The sequence below is a fragment of the Thiomonas islandica genome, from assembly GCF_055383445.1.
In genome coordinates, this window is the sequence record NZ_AP042391.1 from 886,774 (window position 1) to 909,034 (window position 22,261).

Here is a 22,261-nt window from a genome sequence, read left to right on the forward strand (position 1 = left end):
GCGATCGGCCCGAAGGGCTTTGTTTCACGTGAAACCTCCACGGCGCTCCCCATGCTCACAATGAATGACATCCAAGGCTTGTATCCCGCACTGGCATCGGTCCCCGCAGCCGAGCTCGAGGCAGAATGGGCATCGCCAGACGCGATGATGCGGGTGCCGCGTGGAGCGCAGCTGTTCGCGCCTGGCGTCCAATGCAGCGGCTTTCCGCTGATTCTCGCCGGTGAGGCGCGGGTGTTTCGCATGGCGCCGTCTGGGCGGCAACTGGAGATGTACCGTCTCACTCCGGGAGAAATCTGTCTGGTGTCCTCGGCCAGCCTGTTCTCGGGTGAGGCGCTGTCGGCATACGCGGAAATGCAGACCGACGGCGTGCTGTGGATGATCCGGCCCGGGCTGTTCGAGGACTGGCTGCAGCGCGTACCGGCGTTTCGGCGCCTCGTGCTGGCGCAGTTTGCCACGCGCATGGCTGATCTGACCGCGCTGATCGACGCGCTGGCATTCCATCGCCTGGACCAGCGGCTTGCACAGGCCTTGCTCGGTCAGGGCCCGCGGGTGCTGAGCACCCATCAGCAGCTGGCCGATCGCCTAGGCACCGCACGCGAAATCGTCACCCGTCTGCTCAAGCGCTTCGAGGCGGCCGGCTGGGTTGCACTGTCACGCGAGCGCATCGACATCCTGCAGCCCGCCGTCCTGCGCCATGTGGCTGCTGGCGACATTTCGGGGTGAGGTTGCAGCAGGTGCACGGCGTGTGACTGCAGTCACAGTGCGGTCACGCAAAAAGGTGTTCAATAAGGCTGTTCTTTCTTTTTGGGAGTGGGTCATGAAAAGCAATGTCGGTGGGATCGATCAGATCTTGCGCATCGTCGTCGGCGTCGTCCTGATCGCGTTGACGGCCTTGGGCTATATCGGCGTCTGGGGCTGGATCGGTGTGGTGCCGCTGGTCACGGGTTTGTTCAAGTTCTGTCCGCTGTATGCCCTGATCGGCATGAACACCTGCCCGAAAAAATAAGCCGCCAGCCGCGCAGCGACCGGCGTTGCCCGCAAGGGCATCGCCGTTTTTGATGGGCCATCAGAAATACGCGTCCCGCGCGGTTTTGAGAATCTGCGCTGCGACGACCAGTAAAAACATCCCGCGCACGAAATGTGTGCCGCGGCGCAGCGCCAACCGGGTGCCCAGCAGGTGGCAGGCGCATATTGCACACCGCGATCAACACGGCATTGAGCCACATCGCATGCCTCTTGCCGACGAAAATCGGTAGCGCGGCGAGCAGGATGAACGGCCGCGCCTGACGGAAGTCGTTCGACCGCACTAGGGGGTCACCCATGGACCGCCGAGCGCGCCGGCGAAGGCCGCCGGCAGGGCGTCGGGAAATGCGGTGAATCGCGCGGCCGGGCCAGGCAGCAACAAGTCCATGGACGACCGGCCCAGGGTGGGTGCTGCGCAAAGGAAAAGGCGCCGGAACAGGGTTCGCGGCGCCTCGGGGACGCAGCGCATGGTCAACGCCTGCGCTGCGGTATTGTCGTGCAACGAGCGGACGGGCCGTTCGTCTGTCTCCTCGGTCCCTCTTGTGGGGTCTGCAAGGTGTGACCCTGCAATTCAAGAAAGATTGTTCAAACTTTGCGCGCCCCACGCACTAGGAGCAACCCTGAGGCGGGGCCCAGTTATCGCCCCAGTCCGGGAAACAGCTTGAGCAGGCCGTCGCTCATCATTTCCACCGACAGCGCCGACAGGATCAGGCCCATCAGCCGGGTCATCACATTGATGCCTGTCTTGCCGAGGAACCGGGCGATGGGCTCGGCCGCCAGAAAGCTCAGCGCTGCCGCGCCGGCGATGACCACGCCATAGCCGATCAGCACCGCATGCTGCCACCAGTGGTGTGTGTTGCTGGCGTAGATGATGACTGTACTGATGGTGGCCGGGCCGGTGAGCAGCGGGATGGTCAGCGGCACTACGGCGACGCTGGCGCGGTCGGCGGCTTCCTCCACCTCGTCGCTGGTCGACTTGGTCGCGCCGGTCTTGGCGTTGAGCATGCTGATGGCGGAAATCAGTAGCAGCATGCCGCCGCCGACCTGGAACGAGGCGATCGAAATGCCAAAAAAGCGCAGCAGATCGGCGCCGATCAGCGTGCTGACGGCAATGACCAGAAAGGCTGACACTGAGCTGACCAGAACGGTCTTTTTCTTCTGCTCCGCGGTGAAGCTCTCGGTGAACAGAATGAAAAACGGAATGATGCCCAGGGGATTGACGATCGCCAGCAGCGCGATCAGCGGTTTGACCAGATTCATCGGGGCGGGGGCGTGCAGTGCAGGCGCCATTATCGGCCTGCATGTGCCTCAGATCACCCGAGAATAACGTGGCTGCAGCACCTGCTCGCGCGGTTGGTGCAGGTATGCGTCGAACTGCATCGCCACCACGCGCACCAGCAGCCGGCCCTTCGGCGTGACCCGCAGATGCAGCCCATCGGCGCCGTCGCGGGTCACTAGCCCGGCGTCTTGCAGCGGCCCCAGGCGCTGCAGATCTGCGGCGAATGTGGTCTCGGCATCGACACCATGTTGCGCCGCGAGCGTGCGCAGATCGAGCTGAAAATCGCACATCAGCCGCTGGATCACGCGGCGGCGCAGATGGTCTTCCGCGCTGAGGTGCGCGCCGCGTGCGGTGGGCAGCTTGTCCTTGGTCAGCATCTCGGTGTATTCGTCGATAGTCTTGGCATTTTGCGCATAGCAGTTGCCCACATTCGAGATGCTCGACACGCCAAAGGCCAGCAGATCGAGTTCGGCCTGGGTGGAATAGCCCTGGAAATTGCGGTGCAGCTTGCCCACGCGCTGCGCATGGGCGAGTTCGTCGCCCGGCTTGGCGAAGTGATCCATGCCGATGTAGACATATCCAGCTTGTTCCAGCCGCCGGATCGCCAGGCCGAGCAGCGCGAGCTTGAGCTCGGGGCTGGGCAGTTCCTCGGCGTGGATGCGGCGCTGCGGTTTGAACAGATGCGGCAGATGCGCGTAGCTGTAGACCGACAGGCGGTCTGGAGAGAGAGCGAGCACCTGGTCGAGGGTGCGGGCAAATGAATCGAGGTTTTGCCGCGGCAGGCCGTAGATCAGGTCGAGGCTGATCGAGGAAAAACCGCTTGCCCGCGCGGCATCGATCACCCGACGGGTTTCCTCGACGCTCTGGATGCGGTTGACCGCCTGCTGCACTTCGGGGGCGAAATCCTGCACGCCCACGCTCATGCGGTTGAAGCCAAGCTGCGCCAGATGCGCTACGCGGCGTTCATCGACCTTGCGCGGATCGATTTCGATGGAAAACTCGCCGCCGGGGTGCAGGTCGAAATGCGTGCGGGTCATGTCCATCAGCCGCGTGGCCTCGGCATCGCTGAGGAAGGTGGGCGTGCCGCCGCCCCAGTGCAGTTGCGTGACCGGCAGGCGGGTCTGCAAGATGTCGGCAACCAGTCGCAGCTCGGTCTCGACACTGTCGAGGTAGGGCGCGGAGCGGCCGTGATTCTTCGTTGGAATCTTGTTGCAGCCACAGTAGTAGCACAGCGTCTCGCAAAACGGGATGTGGAAATAGAGCGATACCGGCTCGAGCGGCCGCTGTGCACGCTGTTGCAGCGCCTGGGCGTAATCGCGCGGACCGAAGCCCGAATGCATGCGGTCGGCCGTGGGGTAGGAGGTGTAGCGGGGACCTGCGATGTCGAAGCGCCGCAACAGTTCGGGCTGAAAGTCCAGAGATTGATTCATCATCATGTTTGCATGTTTGCGCAAAGCGGTGCGCAGGGTCTTGATCTGCAGCAATGGATGACGTCGGTACAGCGCGATTGCTGCAGCGCAAAACCAACAGCCAGAACGGTCAGGCCGAGTTGCACGGATGGAATGGGTTATTCTGCGGCGCGCATCCAACAACGCGGGTGCGGTCCCGCAATCTCCAGATGCAGACAGATTCGTCCTCTACCTCTGAACACAAGGCCACCATGGCCGCGCTCAGCCTCGGCGCACTGGGCGTGGTCTATGGCGACATCGGCACCAGCCCGCTGTATGCGTTTCAGACCGCGTTCAGCCCCGATCATGGCGTGCCCTACAGCCCGAACAACATTCTGGGCGTGCTGTCGCTGATCTTTTGGGCGCTGACCCTGATCGTGCTGGTGAAGTATGTGCTGCTGGTGCTGCGTGCCGACAACGACGGCGAAGGCGGCATTCTGGCGCTCATGGCGCTGGTGATGCGCCGCTATGCCAAAGGCACGCGCGGCCGCACCGCGGCCGTCACCCTCGGGCTGATTGGGGCGTCGATGTTTTACGGCGACAGCGTCATCACCCCGGCCATTTCGGTGCTGTCGGCCATCGAGGGCATCAGCGTGGCCACACCGGTTTTCAACGACTGGATCGTGCCCATCACGGCCGGCATTCTGGTGGGACTGTTCGTGGTGCAAAAGCACGGCACGGCACTGGTCGGGCGGTTTTTCGGCCCCATCATGCTGCTATGGTTCACCACCATCGGCCTGCTTGGATTGGTGCAGGTGGTGCAGAACCCCACCGTGTTGCTGGCGATCAACCCGTATTACGGCGCCGAACTGTTCGCGCGTGAACCTGGCGTGGCGATCATTCTGCTGGGTGCGGTGTTCCTGGTGCTGACCGGTGGCGAGGCGCTGTATGCCGACATGGGGCACTTCGGCCGTAAGCCAATCCAGTTAGCGTGGATTTTCCTGGTCATGCCCGGGCTAGTGCTCAACTATTTCGGCCAGGGCGCACTGGTGCTCGCCCACCCTGAGGCAACCAAGAATCCGTTCTTCTATCTGGCGCCGCAATGGGCGCTGTGGCCGCTGCTGCTGCTGGCCACTGCCGCGACCATCATTGCGTCGCAGGCAGTGATCACCGGCGCCTACTCCATCACCACCCAGGCGATCAAGCTCGGCTATCTGCCACGCATGCGGGTGCTGTTCACCAACGAGGAAAACCAGGGGCAGATCTATGTGCCATTCATCAACTGGCTGCTGCTGATTTTCGTCCTCCTGCTGGTGCTGAGTTTCAAGACCGCCGAGAATCTGGCGGCGGCGTACGGCATTGCGGTGAACATCACCATGCTCGTCACCACGGTGTTCATCTGGATGATTGCCCAGTATCGCTGGGGCTGGAGTGCGGCTAAGGCCAATATCGTGTTCGGCCTGTTCGCGCTGATCGATCTGGCGTTTCTGGCGTCCAACGCGCTCAAGATCGACCACGGCGGCTGGTTCCCGCTGCTGTTCGGTGCGGTGACGTATACCCTGCTGGCGACATGGAAGCGCGGCCGAAGCCTGCTGCGCCAGCGGCTCGAGGAGCATGCGCTAAATCTGCGCGATTTCGTCGCCAGCCTGTCCACCTATCCGCCAACGCGGGTCGAGGGCACAGCGATCTACCTCACGCCCTCCCCGAACACCGTGCCGCATGCACTGCTGCACAACCTCAAGCACAACAAGGTGTTGCACGAGCGGGTGATCTTTCTGTCGGCACAGACCATGGACGTGCCGCATGTACCTCCCGAGCAGGGGATCAAACTCACGCCGATGGAGGAGGGCATCTACCTGCTGCATGTCGAACTGGGCTTCAAGGACGAGCCCGACATCCAGCGTCTGCTCAAGGAGTGCGAGCGGCTCTACGGTCTGGAATTCCATCTGATGGAGACCTCGTTCTTCCTTGCGCGGCAGACCATCATTCCGTCCAAGCTGCCCGGCATGGCGCTGTGGCGTGAGGTGTTGTTCTCCTGGATGAGCCGCAACGCGCAGGACGCCTCCGACTACTTCCGCATCCCGCCCAACAGAGTGGTGGAGCTGGGCACGCAGATCGAAATCTGAGTGGCGATGAAACGCGTCCGTGCCGTTGCGGCAGCGGACGCGTCGATCCGTGCACGCCACGGACAGTTGCGCACGACAGGGTGGATTTTCAGCCCACGGTCGTGTCGGCGGTCGAGGTCTCGCCCTTGTTGTCGATCCAGGACACCGTGACCTTGTCCCCGCTCTTGCCGCCCTTGAAGCGGAACTCCAGGAACGGGTTCTTGGAAATGGCGGTGCCCCAGTCGCAGGTCAGCACGGTCTTGTCATTGTTCTTGCAGGTGACGGACTGGATGAAGTGCGCCGGGATGATCTTGCCATCCTTGTCCTTGGCAATGCCTGAATCTTCGGGGTGGGTCATCAGCACGCGGACGACCACGGCGTCGCCTTCGACATTGGCGCGCATGCGCATTGGAAAAGCCATGAGTGACTCCTTGATGGTGGGCTGCGGTGCAGCCGGAAATCGAAAAGAGATGTTCTGGAGGGGCCGGGTAGCCGGGTTCAACCGCCGCAGCCGCCGAGCGTGACCTTGATTTCTTTTTTGCTGAACAGCAGCTTGTCGCCGACCTTGGCCACGGCGTAGACATTGGAGGTCTGCGCCATTTTCACGCGGGTGGCCACGTTGGGCACCGAAGCATCGGTCAGGTTGAACACGCCGACCAGCACGGTCGGGTTCTTTTCGACGATGATGCCCAGCGCGGTCGCGCCGGCCGCGGTGCTCTTGATGCCCACGGGCACGACCGCACCGTTTTCGGCGATGTCGGGACCGATGATGGACACATCGGTGCTCTCGGTGGGCGTACCCCCCCAGATCTTGGCCACGTCAGCGAAGGACTTGGCTTCGAACAGCGGGGCATTCCAGCCCGGGGCGTCTGCGGCCATGGCGCGCTGCGGCATCAGACCGGCCGACGCGGCAACGCCCAGCGCGGCCGCGCCTGCTCCGATTTGCATAGCCTGGCGACGGGTTGTCTTCATGAAAACTTCTCCTCAATGAAAAGGGCGCGGCATCCCGGGGCGGGACGCCGTGCGAAAGCGACAACGAGAGTTGTCAGGACGGACGGCACGGACGCATCGGGGTGCGTCCGTGCCGCATCGGGGACGATGGGCACAGCCGATTTCACAGCAGGCCCACCAGCAGCCAGAAGTTGATGGTGACGATGACTGCGGCGCTCAGCCACCCGGCGGCCTGCACCGCGCGGGTATTGACTAGCGCGCCCATCCTGTCGCGCCGCGCGGTGAACAGAAGCAGCGGCAGCAATGCAAACGGAATGGCAAACGACAGCACGACCTGGGAGAACACCAGTGCCCGGGTCGGATCGACGCCCAGCAGGATGACCGCAACCGCCGGCAGGGCGGTGAACAGGCGACGCAGCCAGACCGGAATGGAAAAGCCGACGAAGCCCTGCATCACGACCTGCCCGGCCATCGTGCCGACCACGCTAGACGATAGCCCGCTGGCCAGCAGCGCGACCGCAAACGCCGTAGCGGCCGCCGGCCCGAGCAAGGGGGTGAGCGCCTGCCAGGCGTGCGTCAGGTCGCCGCTGGCCGCAGCCGCGTCGCGGCCATGGAAGGTCGCCGCGGCGCAGGCCATCATCGCCATGTTGAGCAGCCCGGCCAGCCCCATCGCAACCACGACCTCGCGCCGGGTTACGGCCATCAGCCGGGGCTTGACCGCGTCTGCCACCTGCAGCCGCCGCTGGGTCAGGCCGGAATGCAGATAGATGACATGCGGCATGACCGTTGCGCCCAGAATACCAGCGGCAAGATAGGCCGCGTCGCCATCGCCGAGCTGCGGCCACAGGGCGCCGTGCGCGGCAGCCCGCCAGTCGATCGGGCTGAGCAGCAGCTCGACGCAGTAGGCTGCGGCGACCACCGCCAGCAGGGCGCCGACGGCCATTTCCAGCGGCCGGAATCCGCGCTGCTCCAGCCCGAGCAGTGCGAACACGGCCGCCAGGCTGAGCAGCGCGGCAGCGGGCATCGAAAAGCCGCCCAGCAGATGAAAGCCCAGCGCGGCGCCGAGGAATTCGGCCAGATCGGTGAAGATGGCCACTAGCTCGGCTTGCACCCAGTACAGCACAACCACCGGGCGCGGCCAGTGGGCGCGGATGAGTTCGGGCAGATTGCGCCCGGTGGCGATGCCCAGCTTGGCCGACAGGGTCTGGATGAGCATGGCCATGGCATTGGCCAGCACGACCACCCATAGCAGCGCATAGCCGTGGGTCGAGCCGGCCTGCAGATTGGTGGCGAAGTTGCCCGGGTCGACATAGGCCACCGAGGCCATCAGTGCCGGGCCGAAAAACGCGAGCCGCCCCCGCAGCCGCCTGCCCGGCGCGTGCAGCGCCGCCAGCGCGGCAGTGCGGGTGCGCTCGTCCAGGCTCAGCGCGGCGGCGGTGGATTGCATGAAGCGGGCGAGCTCAGAAGTTGTTTTGCTCGGCCTCGAGATACGCCAGGCTGGTCCACTTGGCCACGCTGTTTTCGAAGTCGGGCGTGTGCTTGGCGTACTCGACCATGAACGGCGTGGCCTTGATGCGCTTGAGCGCGATGCTCACGCCGTTGGGGTCGTCGTTGGTTTCCTTGATCACCGCCACCGAGGTGTCGTAGAGGGTGTGGAATAGCGTGATTTCCTCAGCCAGCAGGCTGTTGCGCCACTGGCCGTGGCCGGGGATGAAAGTGCGATCGCCAAAGTTGCTCTTGATTTTGTCGAGCACCTTCATGCCCTCGACGAAGCTGCCTTCGTTGTCCCCCATTCCGGCCATGCGGTGACCCATCAGCACATCGCCGACATGGATGTACGGCGTGCCGTTGAACTCGACCAGCAGGTCGTAAGGGGTGTGGCATTTGCCGTAGTGGTGGATGTTGAGCCTGGTGTCGCCGAAGTCGAGCACGTCACCGTCCTTGATGAAGCTGTTGGGCGGGGTGATGACCGTGCCGCGCGTGGCCTTGTCGGTGGTCTTGAGCGCCATCTGGATCCACTGCTCGCCCAGCACGTTCTTGATCGCCTCGGCCGATTCCTTCATCGAGTACATCGGAATGCCCGGGAATTGCTCGGCAAACGCCTGGTTGCCCATCCAATGGTCACCGTGGTAGTGGGTGTTGATGACCGCGACGACGGGCTTGGGTGTGACGGTCTTGATCATGCGGATGGCCATGCGGCCGATTTCCACCGAGGCGCTGGGGTCGAGCACCACCACCCCCTTGCTCGTGACGATGAAGGTGATGTTGGTGAAAAAGCCCAGGTTCTGCGGCGTGGGGAATTTGTCGCGCGCCTTGATGACGTAGAGCTTGTCGGTGAGCTGGGTGGGCTTGACGTCGGGCACGCGCGGGCCCATCAGCGTCTTGCCCGCGGTGTCGGCGGCAACGGCCTGCCTGAGAAACTCGGGCGTGAGCGCCGATAGCGCTGTGACGCCGAGCAGACGTTTGAGAATGTCACGCCGCACGTTGTCGGTGGGCGATAGATCGGAATGGTCGAAATCGAGCATGGAAGGCTCCTGGGGACAAAGAAAGGGAGGTGCACGAGGAGGTCGGCACGGAACGCGGGCGCATGGTGGCGCCCGAAGAGCGAATCTGAGGGGGTCAGGGGCTGATGTAGGCGTAGCCCTCGCGGTTCTGCAGCCGCGCGGCCTCGACCACGCCCGAGGGCACGAAGCTGGCATCCATCAACACCTTGTCCTTGCTGATGTTGCGCGCCTTCAGGGTGTTTTCGCAGACCAGAAACTTGACCCCCTGGCCGGCGAAGTCGCCCACATTGCCAGCGAATTCGGCGCCGCTCTTGGTCTTGGCGCCGTTGAGCAGGAAGTCGATGCCGCTGCCGTTGGCCACCACGACCAGGGTCACACCCGGCTCGCCAGCCAGGTGGTTGCGCACGAAATCCAGGCAGCGCTCGGGTTGCCCGTCCATGCGGGTGACGTGGTAGACCACCTTGGCCTTGCCGTCCTTGTCGGCGGCGCGGGCGCGGCCCGTGAGCGCGAGCAGCCCGGCGCCCAGCCCGGCGAACAGCGCATTGCGGCGTGTGGATGTCTGCATGGGAAACTCCTCCAGTGTTGGGTGGTGATCGCGGTCTCAAGACCCTTGCTGCTCGGCTTCCAGGTAGGCGAGCGAGGCGAACTTGCCGATGTTTTTCTCGAACCCGGCGGTGGTGCCGGCGTTTTTCGCCACGCGCGGGTCGGCCAGCACATACTCCTTGGCCACGGTCGGCCCGGCCATCTCGCGCGCAGCCTTGAGCGCGCCATCGAAAATGCCCTGAAAGATTTCGCGGTTCCACGCCAGGATGTCGGCGCTGGCCGCGCCATGGCCGGGCAGCCACATCCTGGCGCCAGTGGCCTTTTCCAGCTTGTCGTAATACGCCAGGGTGCCCAGAAACGAGCCGTCTTCCATATTGGCGATGCGGTGGTTCATCATGATGTCGCCCGCGCATACCGCCTTGTCCTGCACGATCTCGATGCACAGATCGTCCGGGGTGTGGGCCTTGCCGTAGTGATGCGCCTTGAGCGTAATGCCGCCGTACTCGAACACATCACCACTGCGCACCTCAAGCGTGGGCGCGACCACCTTGGTGCCCAGCGACGAGTTGTTGGTCCACTTGAGCATGTTCTCGCGCCAGGCATTGCCCTCGACCCCGGCGATAACCCGGCGTGTGCCCGGCAGTGCGTAGATCGGCAACTTCGGTCCGAAGGCATCGACATACGCCTGATTGCCCAGCCAGTGATCGCCGTGGAAGTGCGAATTGAACACGGCGATCACCGGTTTGTCGGTGACGGTGCGCAGCATGCGCAGGCACATCTGCCCGATCTGCAGCGATGAGCCGGTGTCGAACACCACCACGCCCTTGGGAGTCAGAATGAAATGCGTGTTGCTGAAAAAGCCCTGGTTGTCTGGCGTGGGAAAGGCGTCCCTGGCGACGATGGACCAGACGTGTTCAGAGGTCTGCACCGGCTTGACATCGGGCACCTTGGGGCCGAAGGCATAGGCCTGCGCCGCAACGGCCAGATCAATCGCGGCAGGGGCGACGCCCGCGGTGCCGACCACGGCAGCCGACCACGCAGCTCGGCGTAGCCAGGCGCGCCGGGAAGGATCAAACGATACGCGCGGCGTCATTTGGCCTGCACCATCTGGTTGCCGCCGTTGTTCACCGGCGATTGCGGATCGAGCAGGTAGGCGGTGATGTCGGCCACCTGTTCGGGCGTGAGCAGATGCTTGGGACCGCCGTAGCGCGGCATCAGCGAGCAGGGGTTGAGCGACTTGGAGTTGTAAATCTTGTCATAGGTGTACTTGATCACCGCCTCGCTGGTGCCGCGCAGCTTGCCGTAGTCGGTCAGAGACGGGCCCATATTGCCGTGCTGTGGGAACTTGGGGTCCATTGCGTGGCAGGCATAGCAGTTGGCGCCGTTGGGGTGGCTGGGGTCGTCGGCGTCCTTAAAGCCGGGGTAGCCGATGCGCCCGCCGTGCACGTCCTCGGCCCACTTGGCGCCGAGCTTCCAGTCGCCCATGAGCTTGCCGCTTTTTGGGTAGACGATGGATTTGGTTTCGCGCCGGATGATCTCTTGCGCCTGCGCGGCGCTGGGCTGGCTGTCCGTTGCGTTGCAGATTTCCAGCGTCTTGGAATAGAAGCGATCCCACTCTTGCGGATTGTTGACGTAGAAGCTCTTGCGGATTGCCTTGGAGAAGTCTTTTTCCGTGATCTTGGGCAGGCCCTCGATCTTGGGGATGTCCACATGCTGCGCCTCGTCGGCAAGTGCCGGGGCGATGGAGACCAGCGGCAGCAGCGCGGCTGCCACGGCCAGGCGGAGGAAAGGTCTGGATGTCATGCTGGGAGGTCCGTCGATGCGGCTCAGGCGCGGGGCTTGATGCCGGGAACTTTGATGGGATGGCCGCTCTTCTTGGCTTCGATGGCCTGGAACAGGGTGAGCGCGGCGTCGATTTCCGAGCCGGTCATCAGCCACGGCAGGCGCATCGCGAGCAGGCAGCGCTCGTTACGCCACCAGAAGGTGCGCACATTACTGTCCTTGAGCACATACGCAGGGAACGCGGCCATCACGCGGCCGGCGGTCTTGGGGGCGGTCATCACCGGCAGCTCGACGCCACGGATGGTGCGGCCTGGCACGCCGTGGCAGTCTGCGCAGGACAGATCCATCTTGCCCATGCGGCGAAAGAAGGTGTACTTGCCCAGGGCGTAGACGTATTTCTCCTGCGGCGTGTTCATCGGCGGGTTGAACGGCATGCCGTTGGACTGCGCGGCGACGAACGCGGTCAGCCGCGTGAGATCGTCCGGGGTGCCGTTTTCCTCGTCGGCATTGGTGTAGTGGGGTTTGAGGATGTCATCGGCTTTGAGTCCCTGCAGCTTTTCCATGCAGGTCAGCAAACGGCCCTCGAGTGTCTGCACCTGGCCGGTGTCCTTGAAATAGCGCGGCATCTGCGCATACGCACCCTTGAGCACGCCGGGCCCCAGGCCGAAGTCGCATTGCTCCAGCGAAGCGTTTTTGGGTCCGCGCTTTTTGTAGAACAGCGCCTTGCCTTCATCCACCCAGAACTGCCCCGGGTTGTCCTGTTCGAGCATGCTGCGATAGGCAGCAAATTTTTGGTCATCCGACTCTGTTGCCGCGCCCGGGTGGCTGGCCAGCAGCCCGAGCGTGAGGCCCCCGGTGAGGGCGAGGGCCTTGATTGCCTTCGATCGTTTCACTGCATCCCCTTGAAAAAGCCTGAGAGGTTCCGAAGCGTTTCAGAACATTCGCATAAACAGAAGGAACGATATATTTCGTGAAATACAGCGTCATTCAGGTAAACCCTAGGGTGTCGCAAGCCGTGTTCAAAAAGTGACAAAAATCAAACTCGTGTCACATGCGGTGGGGCAAGGCAACATGTTGAATGTGCGCATGTTTCTTTCGTGGGTCGTGGCGTCTAGCGCCGCCGGCCCCGTGCCGGCATCGGGCTGGGTCTGTCTGCGACTTTGTTGGATATATCCAGATAAATATTTCTATACGGCTTTCGTGTCGCCTTGGGGCGAGATGATGTCGATCACTCCGGCGCGGTCTGCGGCATGCGCTTGCGAGAACAGGAGGGCAGGCTCTGCCGATTGACCGCGGCCGCCGTGGCGTGCACTTGTTCACGAATTGCCCGACCAGATGCAAGGGCGGATCCGACAGGCTCTTGCACGACGCGGCCGGGCTGTGGATGATTCGGGCATGGTTGATGCTTGTATTCGATCAACCTGCATGAAGGAGAACGTGATGCTTTCCGTAGCTGCCTATAAGACCGTGTTCGATGTCAGCGCTGTGGAGCGCAAACTCAACGCGATGGGGCCAGATGCCAACGAAACCCTGCGCAGCACCTACCAGCGCATGCTCGCCACCGGCGGCGAGCGGCTGGCGATCAAGCCGCAGGACCCGCCGCAGGTCGAGCAGCTCAGTGCCGAATTGCCCAATTTTGGCGCGCCGCTGCGCGACATCCAGCGCAGCGTGGCGCTGTGCGCCGACAGCCGCGACCCGGTGGAAATCATGCCCATGCTGCTGCTGGGTGATCCGGGCATCGGCAAGACCCATTTCGCCCGCCGCGTCTCGGCGCTGCTGGGCACGACCTGCGCAGTGGCGCCGATGAATGCGTTGACTGCGGGGTGGATTCTGTCGGGCGCGTCATCGCAGTGGAAGAATGCCCGCCCGGGCAAGGTGTTCGACACCTTGGTCGGCGGCGAGTACGCCAACCCGGTGCTGGTGATCGACGAAATCGACAAGGCTGCGGGCAGCGCGCAGTACGACCCGCTGGGTGCGCTCTACAGCCTGCTCGAGGCGGACACCGCGCGCGCCTTCACTGATGAATTCGCCGAGGTGCCGATCGACTGCAGCAGCGTGATCTGGATCGCCACGGCCAACGACGCCAGCCACATTCCCGAGCCGATTCTCAACCGGCTGAATGTGTACGACATCGCCGCGCCCGACGCCGAGGGCACGCGGCAGATCGCCACCAATCTCTACCGCGAAATCCGCAAGGCCCACGACTGGGGCGCGGCCTTCCCCGAGGAGCCGTCAGAGGCCGTGCTCGACTTGCTGCAGCACTGCAAGCCCCGCGAACTGCGTCGCCTGCTGCTGAGCGCATTCGGGGCAGCCAAGCTCGACAAGCGGACGGTGCTCGCGCCCAAGGATTTCGACTTCGATCGGCTGCGGCGTCAGTCGCGCATCGGCTTCACGCATTGAGCAGCGGACCGACCACGCGCTGCAGTCGTGCGGGGGTCCATGCGGGGTGCGGGTCGTCCCAACCGTTGTCGGCCAGGCGCCCAGCGCGGTCGATGACAAAGCTCACCGGAATGCGCCAGATGCGCCCATAGGCGCCGAACCAAGGGCTTTGTAGCAAGCCCACGGGAAACGACAGGGTCGCCGCCACCGCGCGCACCTGCGCCAGGCGGTCGGCTCCGTCGAGGCAAAAGCCCAGCACCCGCAGCCCTTGCGCTGCGTGCGCAGCGGCGTAATCCGACAGCACGGGCAGTTCCTGCCGGCAGGGGTCGCACCAGGTCGCCCAGAAGGTGAGGATGACCACCTGTCCGCGCATGTCGGCGGTCGACAGCGTCTGCCCGTCCAGGGTGTGCAGCACCGCCACCGGTGCCGGCTGACCGACGGCGAGCCCCGCATGGGCGGGCGGCGCTTGGGCGGCGAGCGCGCCGGCGCCGAGCAGGCCGGCCCGCCGCAGCAGCGCGCGCCTGGACAGATCGGGCATGGCGCGGCGGATCAGTGCTTCATGCCGTGCATGTGATCCATGTCCATGCCCTGCGCTTCGCCAGGGCCGGTGGCGGTGGGCTTGCGCACCTCGAACTCGGCGGTCACCGACTGGCCATCAGCGAACTCGAGCGTGACCGGCACCTTCTGCCCCGGCGCAATGCCCGGCTTGGGCTGCATCAGCATGATGTGATAGTCGCCCGGGGTGAAGGCAATGCTTTTGTGCGGCGCAATGGCAATGGCGTCGACATGCACCATGTGGGACATGCCGTTCTTGCTCACCGTGCGGTGCAGCATGACCATGCCATATTTCGGGCTCGAGGCGCCGATGAGCTTGACCTCTTTGTTGGTGTCATTGCGCACCTTGGCATAGCCGCCGGCAGGCAGACCGGACGGCAGCCAGCGAATCCAGGCGTCGGTCACCTGAATGCCAGCGGCAAAGGCGGAGCCGAGCAGCCCCAGGCTGAGCGCGCCGGCAGCAAGGGTGCGCAGCGCGGTGCGAGATAGGCAATAGCTTGAACGCATGGAGAACTCCAGTGAGAAGGTGACAGATGAGAGCTTAGAACGCAGTACTGATTCCCAGGCTGGCGGTCCAGTGCGGGGCGAGTTGCACGCCGTCAAGTTGGCGATAGACCGGCAGTTGCACGAATCCGTAAGCCTGCCAGCCTTGGCCCACCATGACCGACAGGCCGGGACTGAGATAGGCCACGGTTCCTGTAGTGTCCGCGGTGTCGGCCAGCGCCCCCTGGTCGTGGCTTTTGTGCGAGAGGTTGATCTGCAATTGCGGCATCCAGTCGGGGCGCGCCGCGTCCCGCAGGCCGAAGCTCAGGCTGGCCAGATTGCCGGGACGGTAGTCTGCGCCGGGTGTGTCCAGACGGTGCGCCACCGCCGCCTGAAATTGGCCGTTGACGAAGGCATCGACATTTTGGCTGACCGCCTGGACGAAGTAAGCGCCGACGATCAGATCGGTGCTGCCGGTGCCGGGCTGCAGACTGGTGTCGAGCAGATTGCCGGGCGATGGCTGCTGCGCATTGGGCCCGCGGCTGAAGGCCACCGGGTCGCGGCCGACGATGCCGGTGCCGTCGGCGTTCGGGCCGCCGTAGCGTCCGGTCGGCAGCTTCACGCCGAGCTGGACGCCGAGATTGTGTGTCGCCAACGCGCCCTGCCAGGCGGCGATGAACTTGACATCGCCCAGGCTGCTGACGGTCGCGCCGCTGAGCTTGTCCGCGCCGAGCTGGTCCGGCGTGGCGGTGCCATAGGTGGTGTGGCTACGGTCGACGTACGGGATCCGCAGGGTGAAGTTCCAGTCGGGGCTTGGGCTGTAGCCCATGCCAAGCGTCAGGTCGCGGTTGATGGTGTCATGCTCGACCTCCTGGCCGGCGTCCGGGTTGCGCGCGGCGACTATGGCGGCCGAGACCGCATGCGCGCTACTGCGCAACTGGTTCTGGTTGATGAAGTCGTATTGCAGATACAGACGCCAGCCGGGCTTGGCCGAATCGCCAAGGGCGGCATCGGTACTGAGGCTGCAGCCGCAGCTCGCGCAGGCAAGCGCCTGCTGCGGCACGAGGGTTGCGCCGCAGCAGGCCAAGGCCAGCAGCGCGCGCACGGTGGGGTGCGACATGGCACGCATGAAGCGTCTCCTGTTGGTTTGATGCCCGCGTAGCGGGCAAGGTGCGGCGCGGCAAGCGCAACGCGCGCTGCGGCGGCCGCGATCGGAGGGCGTCAGGAGACTTGCGGTGGAGCGCGCGGCTGCTGTGGGCGAGCGCGCAGCAGCAGGCGGTGCGGTGCGCTGCAGTCGGCGGCGGGCGCTTGCGCCACCGGCGCGTCGAACACGAGCGCGTGCTCGGCTGGCGGCATGGCCCACGGCGAGCCGCTGGCGCAAAGAACCGCCGTCGGATTGAGCAGCACCCAGAGGTTGTGAATCTTGCTGCTACGCGGCCCGCTGGCCGCAAAGCGCTGTGCTCGGGTCTCGCTGGTCTGATGGATCTGTCTCGATCCTGCGCGCAGCGTGCTTTGCCACTGGGCCGCTCGCGACGACATCTTCACCACTTCCCAGATGTGGTGCGCACGACCCTGGGTGTTCGCCCCGCTGCGCGCTGCCGCCTGCTGCGTCGGGCCTGCGCTGCCGACGCAGTACGGCAGGCTGACCCAGCTTGCCGCAGGCTGCCGCGCCCAGGTCAGCGGCTGCAGCGCCAAGGCCAGCGTCAACAGCCAGATCAGGCGAGCGATGCAGGACGACTGAACGCGGCAAGACAATGTGCGCATGATCAAGCCATGCTAACCAGCCGGCGGCGATTTGCGGTGAAACAAATTGTGTCGGTCGACTTTGTGGTGGGCCGCTTGGTGGCGCTCGCGGCGGCTGCGGCGATACCGTGCGAGCCACTACCATGCCACCATGCTGACCATCCACCCTCCTGCTCCCCGCCCGTACACGCGCGCTGTGCAACTGCCCGAGCTGCTTGCGCAGCGCATCGTCATTCTTGATGGCGCGATGGGTACGCTGATCCAGCGCTTCAAGCTCAGCGAGGCGCAGTACCGCGGCGAGCGGTTCAAGGACTGGCCCCGCGACGTCAAGGGCAACAACGAGCTGCTCAGCCTGACGCAGCCGCAGATCATCCGCGACATCCACGAGGGCTATCTTGCGGCCGGCGCTGACCTCATCGAGACCAACACCTTTGGCGCGACCAGCGTGGCGCAGGACGATTACGGCATGGCCGAGCTGGTCGACGAGATGAACGAGGCCTCGGCGCGCCTGGCGCGCGCCGCCTGCGACAAGTTCAGCACCCCGGACAGGCCGCGCTTCGTCGCCGGGGCGCTCGGGCCGACGCCGAAAACCGCCAGCATTAGCCCCGACGTTAACGACCCCGGCGCGCGCAACATCGACTTCGAGACACTGCGTGTGGCGTACGCGCAGCAGGTGCACGCGCTGCTGCGCGGCGGCGCCGACGTGCTGCTGGTCGAGACGATTTTCGACACCCTCAACGCCAAGGCCGCGCTGTTTGCGATCGACGAAGTATTCGAGGAGACCGGCGAGCGGCTGCCGCTGATCATCAGCGGCACGGTCACCGACGCCTCCGGGCGCATCCTCTCCGGGCAGACCGTCACCGCCTTTTGGGCCAGCGTGCGGCATGCCCAGCCGCTGGCCGTCGGGCTGAACTGCGCGCTCGGCGCGGCGCTGATGCGCCCGTATCTGCAGGAGCTGGCCAAGGCCGCGCCCGACACCTACATCAGCTGCTATCCCAACGCCGGGCTGCCGAATCCGATGAGCGACACCGGCTTCGACGAGACGCCCGAGGTCACCTCGCGGCTGCTGCACGAATTCGCCGCCGAGGGGCTGGTCAACATCGTCGGCGGCTGCTGCGGCACCACGCCCGAGCACATCGCCGCGATCGGCGCGGCGGTGCGCAGCGAGGCGCCGCGCAGCACCCGCCGCGCCGGGTTCTACCCCGAAAGCGAGTAACTCCCGCGTGCGGCACCACGGACGGGAAAGCGCAAACGACGCCACACTGCCGGGGCCGTTTCGGCTGTGGCGTGACTGGCTGACCCTGCGCGTCGCCGGGCTTTGACTGCGCGGGTGCGCGCCCGACGGTGGCCGGGGCAAAATGTGCCCCACGGCTCAACCCTGCAGGAGACATCGATGCAACTGCCCGACATTCGCGTGGGAGACCGCTGGGTCTTCATCACCCGCACCCAGGAGGAGATCGACCGCGGCGATCCCGGCCTGGTCATGTCCAACCAGGTCACGCACATCACGCCCAATGGCGAAGTACATGTGGAAGTGAAGCGCACCAACAAGGCTGACTCGCCGGCGCTGAAGAACATCTACTCCAAACAGTTCGACCTGCTGTCGCGCGAAATCGTGCCGGGCGAGGCGATCGAATACCGCCCGGCGTTTCCGCAGTTCGTGTTTCCGCTGAGCGTGGGCAAGAACTGGAAGGACACCATCACGCAAAGCCAGCCTGAATGGGAACTGCACACCAAGCTGGGCGTGAGCGTCAGCGTGGAAGCGGAGGAAACCATCACCGTGCCCGCCGGCACATTTCATACCTTTCGCCTGCAGGGACATTACACCGCAGCGCAGGCGACCGTGATGACCCACTACTGGTACGCCCCGGCAGCAGGCCGCGCGATCAAGGGCATCGAGGACACGCTGTCGATCAACGGCGTGCGCACCCGGCTGGTCTACGAACTGCAGTCGCTCAACCGGCTGCGGGTGTGAGTGGGGCTGGCCCATCGCCCCTCCGGCCCCGGGTGGGGAGGAGTTCAAGCCATTGCGCCGGATCAATCGGGAAAGGCAGATGCCACCCAGCGATCCGGCGCATTCCAGTAACGCGCGGCCGTGGCGCGCCAGCCTCGCAATGCGTCGGGCGCGGTGTCTCGCCACAGCAGCGCACCCTGCAGATCGGTGCGCCACACCGCAATGCCGCGCGCGGCGTAGCGCTGCAGCACCAGCGGGTGCGGATGGCCATGTGCATTGTGATAGCCGGCCTGCACCACCGCGGCGCGTGGCATCACGGTGTCGAGCAGCGCGTCGCTGGATGAAGACTTGCTGCCATGATGCGGCACCAGCAGCACGTCGGCATAGGGCAATGCGTCAGCAGCACGCAACGCGCGCTCCTGTGCCTGATCGATGTCGCCGGTGAGCAGCACCGAGCCGCCGCGCGCGCTGACATGCAGCACGCAGGAGCTGGCGTTGTCGCTGCGCGGTTGCGCGCCCGGCAGCGGGCTGACGATGCGAAAGTCCACCCCGTCCCAGTTCCAGTGCTGTCCGGCCACGCAGCGTTGGTGGGTGGCGTAGCCCAGGCGCCCGGCCCGGTCTGGTGTCATGGAGGTCAGCAGCGCAGCCTCTGGGTGGGTGTGGGCGATTGCTGCCGCGCCGCCCGCATGGTCGTTGTCATCGTGGCTGACCACGACCCGGTCCAGATGCCGCATGCCCAGGCTGTGCAGCAGCGGCAGCAGCACCCGGCTGCCAGTGTCCAACCCGGGCGCCTGCTGCGGGCCGGTGTCGTACAGCAGGGTGTGCCGCGCGGTGCGCACGACCACGGCCATGCCTTGGCCGACATCGGCAAACCACAGCTCTACATGGCCCGGTGCAGGCGCGCTGCCGGGGTTGCTGGTCAGCGGCAACATCAGCAGCAGGCCGGGTGTGCGCAGCCGCCAGGTCCAGGGCAAAGCCAGCGCCAGTGCGCCCAGTGCGGCCAGCACGAGCGTGACCGGGTCGGGCGCGGCGGCATGCCACTGAGCCAGCGGCCAGGCCGCCATCTGCTGCAGGATGTGATCGAGCATGTGCTGTAGCCAGGCGGCAAGCTTCCAGACCCAGCCGTCCAGCGGCGCGGGCAGCAACAGCCCAAAAATGGACAGCGGCGCCACCGCCAGGGTGACCAGCGGAATCGCCACCGCATTGGCCAGCGGCGACAGCACCGCGATCTGCTGAAAGAACAGCAGGGTTAGCGGCAGCAGCGCAATGGTGGCCACCCATTGCGCCTGGCTGGCGCTGCGCACGGACTGCCAGCCGCGTTGCCACACTCCGGGTGCCGATGCGGTTTGCGCGCCTGCGGACGCAAGGGGCGCGGTTTCCGGGTGTCGCCGCTCGCCCGAGACGAACAGCAGCCCCACGGCGACGAACGACAGCCAGAACCCCGCCAGCCGCACCGCCCACGGGTCCCACAGCAGCACGGCGATCAGCGCCAGCGCCATCACATCGCGCCAGTCGGCCCGCAGTCCGCGTTGGCGCAGTAGCAAGACCACGGCGAGCATCAGCAAGGTGCGCTGCGCCGGTACGCCCCAACCAGCGATCAGCGCATAGACCGTGGCTGCCAGCAACGCGGCCCAGGCGGCCAGGGTGGGCGCGGGCACGATCAGCGTCCACGGTCGGGGCAGGCGTGCGCTTTGTCGCCACAGCCAGCCCGCCAGGTGCAGCGTCATCCAGGCCAGCAGGGTGATGTGCAGCCCGGAAATGCTCATCAGATGCGCGACTCCGGTGGTGCGGTAGATGGCCCAATCCTGCGGGGAAATCGCCGCCTGATCGCCCAGCGCCAGCGCGATGATGGTGTCGGCGGAGGAGGGAAGCATTGCCCCCAAGTTCGCGGCCGCTCGCTGCTCCCCGATCGGGATGCTTTGCACATGCAGCGCGGCCATCATGCGCTGGCGCAGGTGGTCGCGCAGCTGCGCGATCCAGTCAGCCGGTGTGCTGCGCATGCTGAGCAACTGTGGCTGGCCGACGCGGCTGACCGTGCCGGTGGCGCCGATGCCGTCCTGAAACAGACTCAGCTCGAGGTCGTGGCCGCCGGGGTTGAACAGGCCGTGGGGCTGCTTGAGCCGCACCGGCAGCTGCCACTGCTGCCCGGGATGCACGCGGGGCGGCGGCCCCGGGCGGTCTGCATGTCGATCGCGCCTGGCATACCAGCTCACCGACAGCCGACTCGGCATCCCCGGCGGCACTGGATCGGCGAGGTCGAGCAGAAACCGGGTGCTGTCCGGATACAGCACGGGTAAATCCACCACCGTGCCGCGCACGGTCAGTACCCGTTCCTCCAGCGCTGGGTCGAGCCGGTCTTGGAGCACGGGATGCGCGCGCCAGCCTGCCAGCCCGAACGCCAGCGCCAGGCCGGCCAGCGCGGATGTCACACCGAGCGCACCGCGAGACCAGCCGCCGACCGGCAGACTGCTCCGGCGCATCTGCCACAGCAGCAAGCCGAGCGTGACGAGCAAACCCGCCAGCCCGATTCCGCCATAGACTGTGCGAGGCCACAGCGCCGCCTGCGCGGTCTGCAGTGCGCAGCCGAGCAGCACGGCAAGGGCGTAGATCGGCAAGGCTGGCTCCTTCGGCACGTGGCGGCAATCGATCCGGGCGGTTTTTAAGCCGCATCATAAGGAGCCGGTGCGCCTGCGCGTCCTCGACAAGTCTCCCCAGTTGTACGGCAGCACGCGGAGCGGCTGGTCGTGTTTGTATGGTTCAATTTCCACAACTGTTTTCGGGAGTCCGTGCATGAAACCGCAACATCGACGCAGCATCCTGGGGCATCTGGGCGCTGGCGCTGCCGCGCTGGGTGTGCTGACGCTGGCGGGCTGCGCCACGCCGGTGGACCTCAACCAGCCGGTGCCGGTGCAGCAGCTCAATCCCCCTGCTCCGCGGGTCACCGTGCCGCCATCGACCTACGCACCCGTGGTGCCGCAGGCCCCGACTAGTCAGGCCCAACCCCTAGCGCCGAGCGCACCGATCACCGTGCAGCCGCTCGGCCCGGCAGGCGTGGCCCCGGCGGCCAGCGCACCGGCGAGCCCGGGTGCTTCGCAGTCCGCCCCTGCGGCCGCAGCGCCCGAGGAGTCTGCCCCGCAGCAGGCGGCGCCTGCACTGCCGCCGGGCGCGGTGCGCTTCAACTGCCAGGATGGCACGTCCTTCGTTGCCACGTTCGGCGACGTGTCGGTCACGCTGCAAACCGCTCTGGGCAATCTCACACTGGATCAGACCGTCTCGGCCGACGGCGCGCGCTACCGCAACAGCGCCTTCCAGGTGTGGTTCAAGGGCCGCCAGGCCACCGTGACCAATTTCCTGCAGAACACTACCACGGTCTGCCAGCAGCAATGAGCCGCGGCGACCGGGCGCAAGCAGGACTTACACACCGTTATTGAAGGAGGGCTTGTCACCCTCTACAATGTGATCTATTCGATTTTTCGCGTCAGGCGATGTGCATTTTTCGCCGTTACCGGGCCGCTCGAGGGCGCCGCTTGCCTGGGGTGGATCGGTATGGCGCGTGCAGGCGCACACGCAGG

Annotated in this window: 22 protein-coding genes; 7 read left to right on the top strand and 15 right to left on the bottom strand. The window is 65.3% G+C overall.

Translation table 11 applies throughout. The annotated features are described in order from the left end of the window. Positions 1-51 precede the first annotated feature (51 nt). Together ACZ47F_RS04265 and ACZ47F_RS04270 are read left to right on the top strand one after the other, a co-directional pair. Complete coding sequence (locus ACZ47F_RS04265) at positions 52-723, top strand: Crp/Fnr family transcriptional regulator (RefSeq protein ID WP_464926056.1); 672 nt, start codon at positions 52-54, stop codon at positions 721-723. A gap of 94 nt (positions 724-817) precedes the next feature. Then, complete coding sequence (locus ACZ47F_RS04270) at positions 818-1,006, top strand: YgaP family membrane protein (protein WP_464926057.1); 189 nt, start codon at positions 818-820, stop codon at positions 1,004-1,006. A 653-nt stretch (positions 1,007-1,659) separates the two neighbouring features. Here the strand turns inward: ACZ47F_RS04270 and ACZ47F_RS04275 are convergent. Next, positions 1,660-2,283, bottom strand: a complete 624-nt coding sequence (locus tag ACZ47F_RS04275) for a MarC family protein (RefSeq protein WP_464926058.1) — start codon at positions 2,281-2,283, stop codon at positions 1,660-1,662. Positions 2,284-2,331: 48 nt separating this feature from the next. Next, positions 2,332-3,732, bottom strand: a complete 1,401-nt coding sequence (gene hemN, locus ACZ47F_RS04280) for an oxygen-independent coproporphyrinogen III oxidase (protein WP_464926059.1) — start codon at positions 3,730-3,732, stop codon at positions 2,332-2,334. Between the two features lie 188 nt (positions 3,733-3,920). On the opposite strand from hemN, the gene ACZ47F_RS04285 reads away from it, so the two are divergent. Then, positions 3,921-5,816 (top strand): potassium transporter Kup, encoded by a 1,896-nt coding sequence (locus tag ACZ47F_RS04285; protein ID WP_464926060.1) that lies wholly within the window; start codon positions 3,921-3,923, stop codon positions 5,814-5,816. An 88-nt stretch (positions 5,817-5,904) separates the two neighbouring features. Here ACZ47F_RS04285 and soxZ read toward each other — a convergent pair whose 3' ends face one another. The 8 genes from soxZ to soxA form a co-directional block, all read right to left on the bottom strand. After that, positions 5,905-6,216, bottom strand: coding sequence for a thiosulfate oxidation carrier complex protein SoxZ (gene soxZ, locus ACZ47F_RS04290; RefSeq protein ID WP_464926061.1), 312 nt, complete (start codon positions 6,214-6,216; stop codon positions 5,905-5,907). Between the two features lie 77 nt (positions 6,217-6,293). Then, positions 6,294-6,767 carry a thiosulfate oxidation carrier protein SoxY gene (gene soxY, locus ACZ47F_RS04295; RefSeq protein WP_464926062.1) on the bottom strand — a complete coding sequence of 158 codons (474 nt, stop codon included), beginning with the start codon at positions 6,765-6,767 and terminating at the stop codon, positions 6,294-6,296. A 142-nt stretch (positions 6,768-6,909) separates the two neighbouring features. Next, positions 6,910-8,193, bottom strand: coding sequence for an Nramp family divalent metal transporter (locus ACZ47F_RS04300; RefSeq protein WP_464926063.1), 1,284 nt, complete (start codon positions 8,191-8,193; stop codon positions 6,910-6,912). A gap of 13 nt (positions 8,194-8,206) precedes the next feature. Further along, positions 8,207-9,271 carry an MBL fold metallo-hydrolase gene (locus tag ACZ47F_RS04305; protein ID WP_464926064.1) on the bottom strand — a complete coding sequence of 355 codons (1,065 nt, stop codon included), beginning with the start codon at positions 9,269-9,271 and terminating at the stop codon, positions 8,207-8,209. A gap of 94 nt (positions 9,272-9,365) precedes the next feature. Beyond that, entirely contained in the window at positions 9,366-9,815 is a 450-nt protein-coding gene (locus ACZ47F_RS04310) for a DsrE family protein (RefSeq protein ID WP_464926065.1), read from the bottom strand. Between the two features lie 36 nt (positions 9,816-9,851). After that, positions 9,852-10,886, bottom strand: coding sequence for an MBL fold metallo-hydrolase (locus tag ACZ47F_RS04315; RefSeq protein ID WP_464926066.1), 1,035 nt, complete (start codon positions 10,884-10,886; stop codon positions 9,852-9,854). After that, complete coding sequence (gene soxX, locus ACZ47F_RS04320; protein WP_464926067.1) at positions 10,883-11,596, bottom strand: sulfur oxidation c-type cytochrome SoxX; 714 nt, start codon at positions 11,594-11,596, stop codon at positions 10,883-10,885. Before soxX ends, ACZ47F_RS04315 begins: the two co-directional genes overlap by 4 nt. 23 nt (positions 11,597-11,619) lie before the next feature. Next, a complete protein-coding gene (gene soxA, locus ACZ47F_RS04325; protein ID WP_464926068.1) occupies positions 11,620-12,468 on the bottom strand; it encodes a sulfur oxidation c-type cytochrome SoxA in 849 nt (282 codons plus the stop codon). Between the two features lie 547 nt (positions 12,469-13,015). Here soxA and ACZ47F_RS04330 point away from each other — a divergent pair. Then, the gene (locus tag ACZ47F_RS04330) at positions 13,016-13,975 is read left to right on the top strand and encodes an AAA family ATPase (protein ID WP_464926069.1); all 960 of its coding nucleotides are present in this window, start codon (positions 13,016-13,018) and stop codon (positions 13,973-13,975) included. On the opposite strand, the gene ACZ47F_RS04335 is transcribed toward ACZ47F_RS04330, so the two are convergent. The 4 genes from ACZ47F_RS04335 to ACZ47F_RS04350 all read right to left on the bottom strand — a co-directional run bounded on the left by ACZ47F_RS04335 (position 13,965) and on the right by ACZ47F_RS04350 (position 16,756). Further along, complete coding sequence (locus tag ACZ47F_RS04335) at positions 13,965-14,492, bottom strand: TlpA disulfide reductase family protein (protein WP_464926070.1); 528 nt, start codon at positions 14,490-14,492, stop codon at positions 13,965-13,967. The genes ACZ47F_RS04330 and ACZ47F_RS04335 overlap by 11 nt on opposite strands. Positions 14,493-14,503: 11 nt before the next feature. After that, a complete protein-coding gene (locus tag ACZ47F_RS04340; protein WP_464926071.1) occupies positions 14,504-15,016 on the bottom strand; it encodes a copper chaperone PCu(A)C in 513 nt (170 codons plus the stop codon). Between the two features lie 34 nt (positions 15,017-15,050). After that, on the bottom strand, positions 15,051-16,112 hold the full coding sequence (locus tag ACZ47F_RS04345; protein ID WP_464926572.1) for a transporter: 1,062 nt from the start codon (positions 16,110-16,112) through the stop codon (positions 15,051-15,053). A 101-nt stretch (positions 16,113-16,213) separates the two neighbouring features. Continuing rightward, a complete protein-coding gene (locus ACZ47F_RS04350) occupies positions 16,214-16,756 on the bottom strand; it encodes a hypothetical protein (RefSeq protein ID WP_464926072.1) in 543 nt (180 codons plus the stop codon). A 130-nt stretch (positions 16,757-16,886) separates the two neighbouring features. Between ACZ47F_RS04350 and ACZ47F_RS04355 the strand changes: the two genes are divergently transcribed. After that, complete coding sequence (locus ACZ47F_RS04355) at positions 16,887-17,951, top strand: homocysteine S-methyltransferase family protein (protein WP_464926073.1); 1,065 nt, start codon at positions 16,887-16,889, stop codon at positions 17,949-17,951. Between the two features lie 177 nt (positions 17,952-18,128). After that, positions 18,129-18,710, top strand: a complete 582-nt coding sequence (locus ACZ47F_RS04360) for a hypothetical protein (protein ID WP_464926074.1) — start codon at positions 18,129-18,131, stop codon at positions 18,708-18,710. 62 nt (positions 18,711-18,772) lie between these two features. Here ACZ47F_RS04360 and ACZ47F_RS04365 read toward each other — a convergent pair whose 3' ends face one another. Beyond that, positions 18,773-21,304, bottom strand: coding sequence for a DNA internalization-related competence protein ComEC/Rec2 (locus tag ACZ47F_RS04365; protein ID WP_464926075.1), 2,532 nt, complete (start codon positions 21,302-21,304; stop codon positions 18,773-18,775). A 175-nt stretch (positions 21,305-21,479) separates the two neighbouring features. On the opposite strand from ACZ47F_RS04365, the gene ACZ47F_RS04370 reads away from it, so the two are divergent. Then, entirely contained in the window at positions 21,480-22,076 is a 597-nt protein-coding gene (locus ACZ47F_RS04370) for an MliC family protein (protein WP_464926076.1), read from the top strand. Positions 22,077-22,261: the final 185 nt, after the last annotated feature.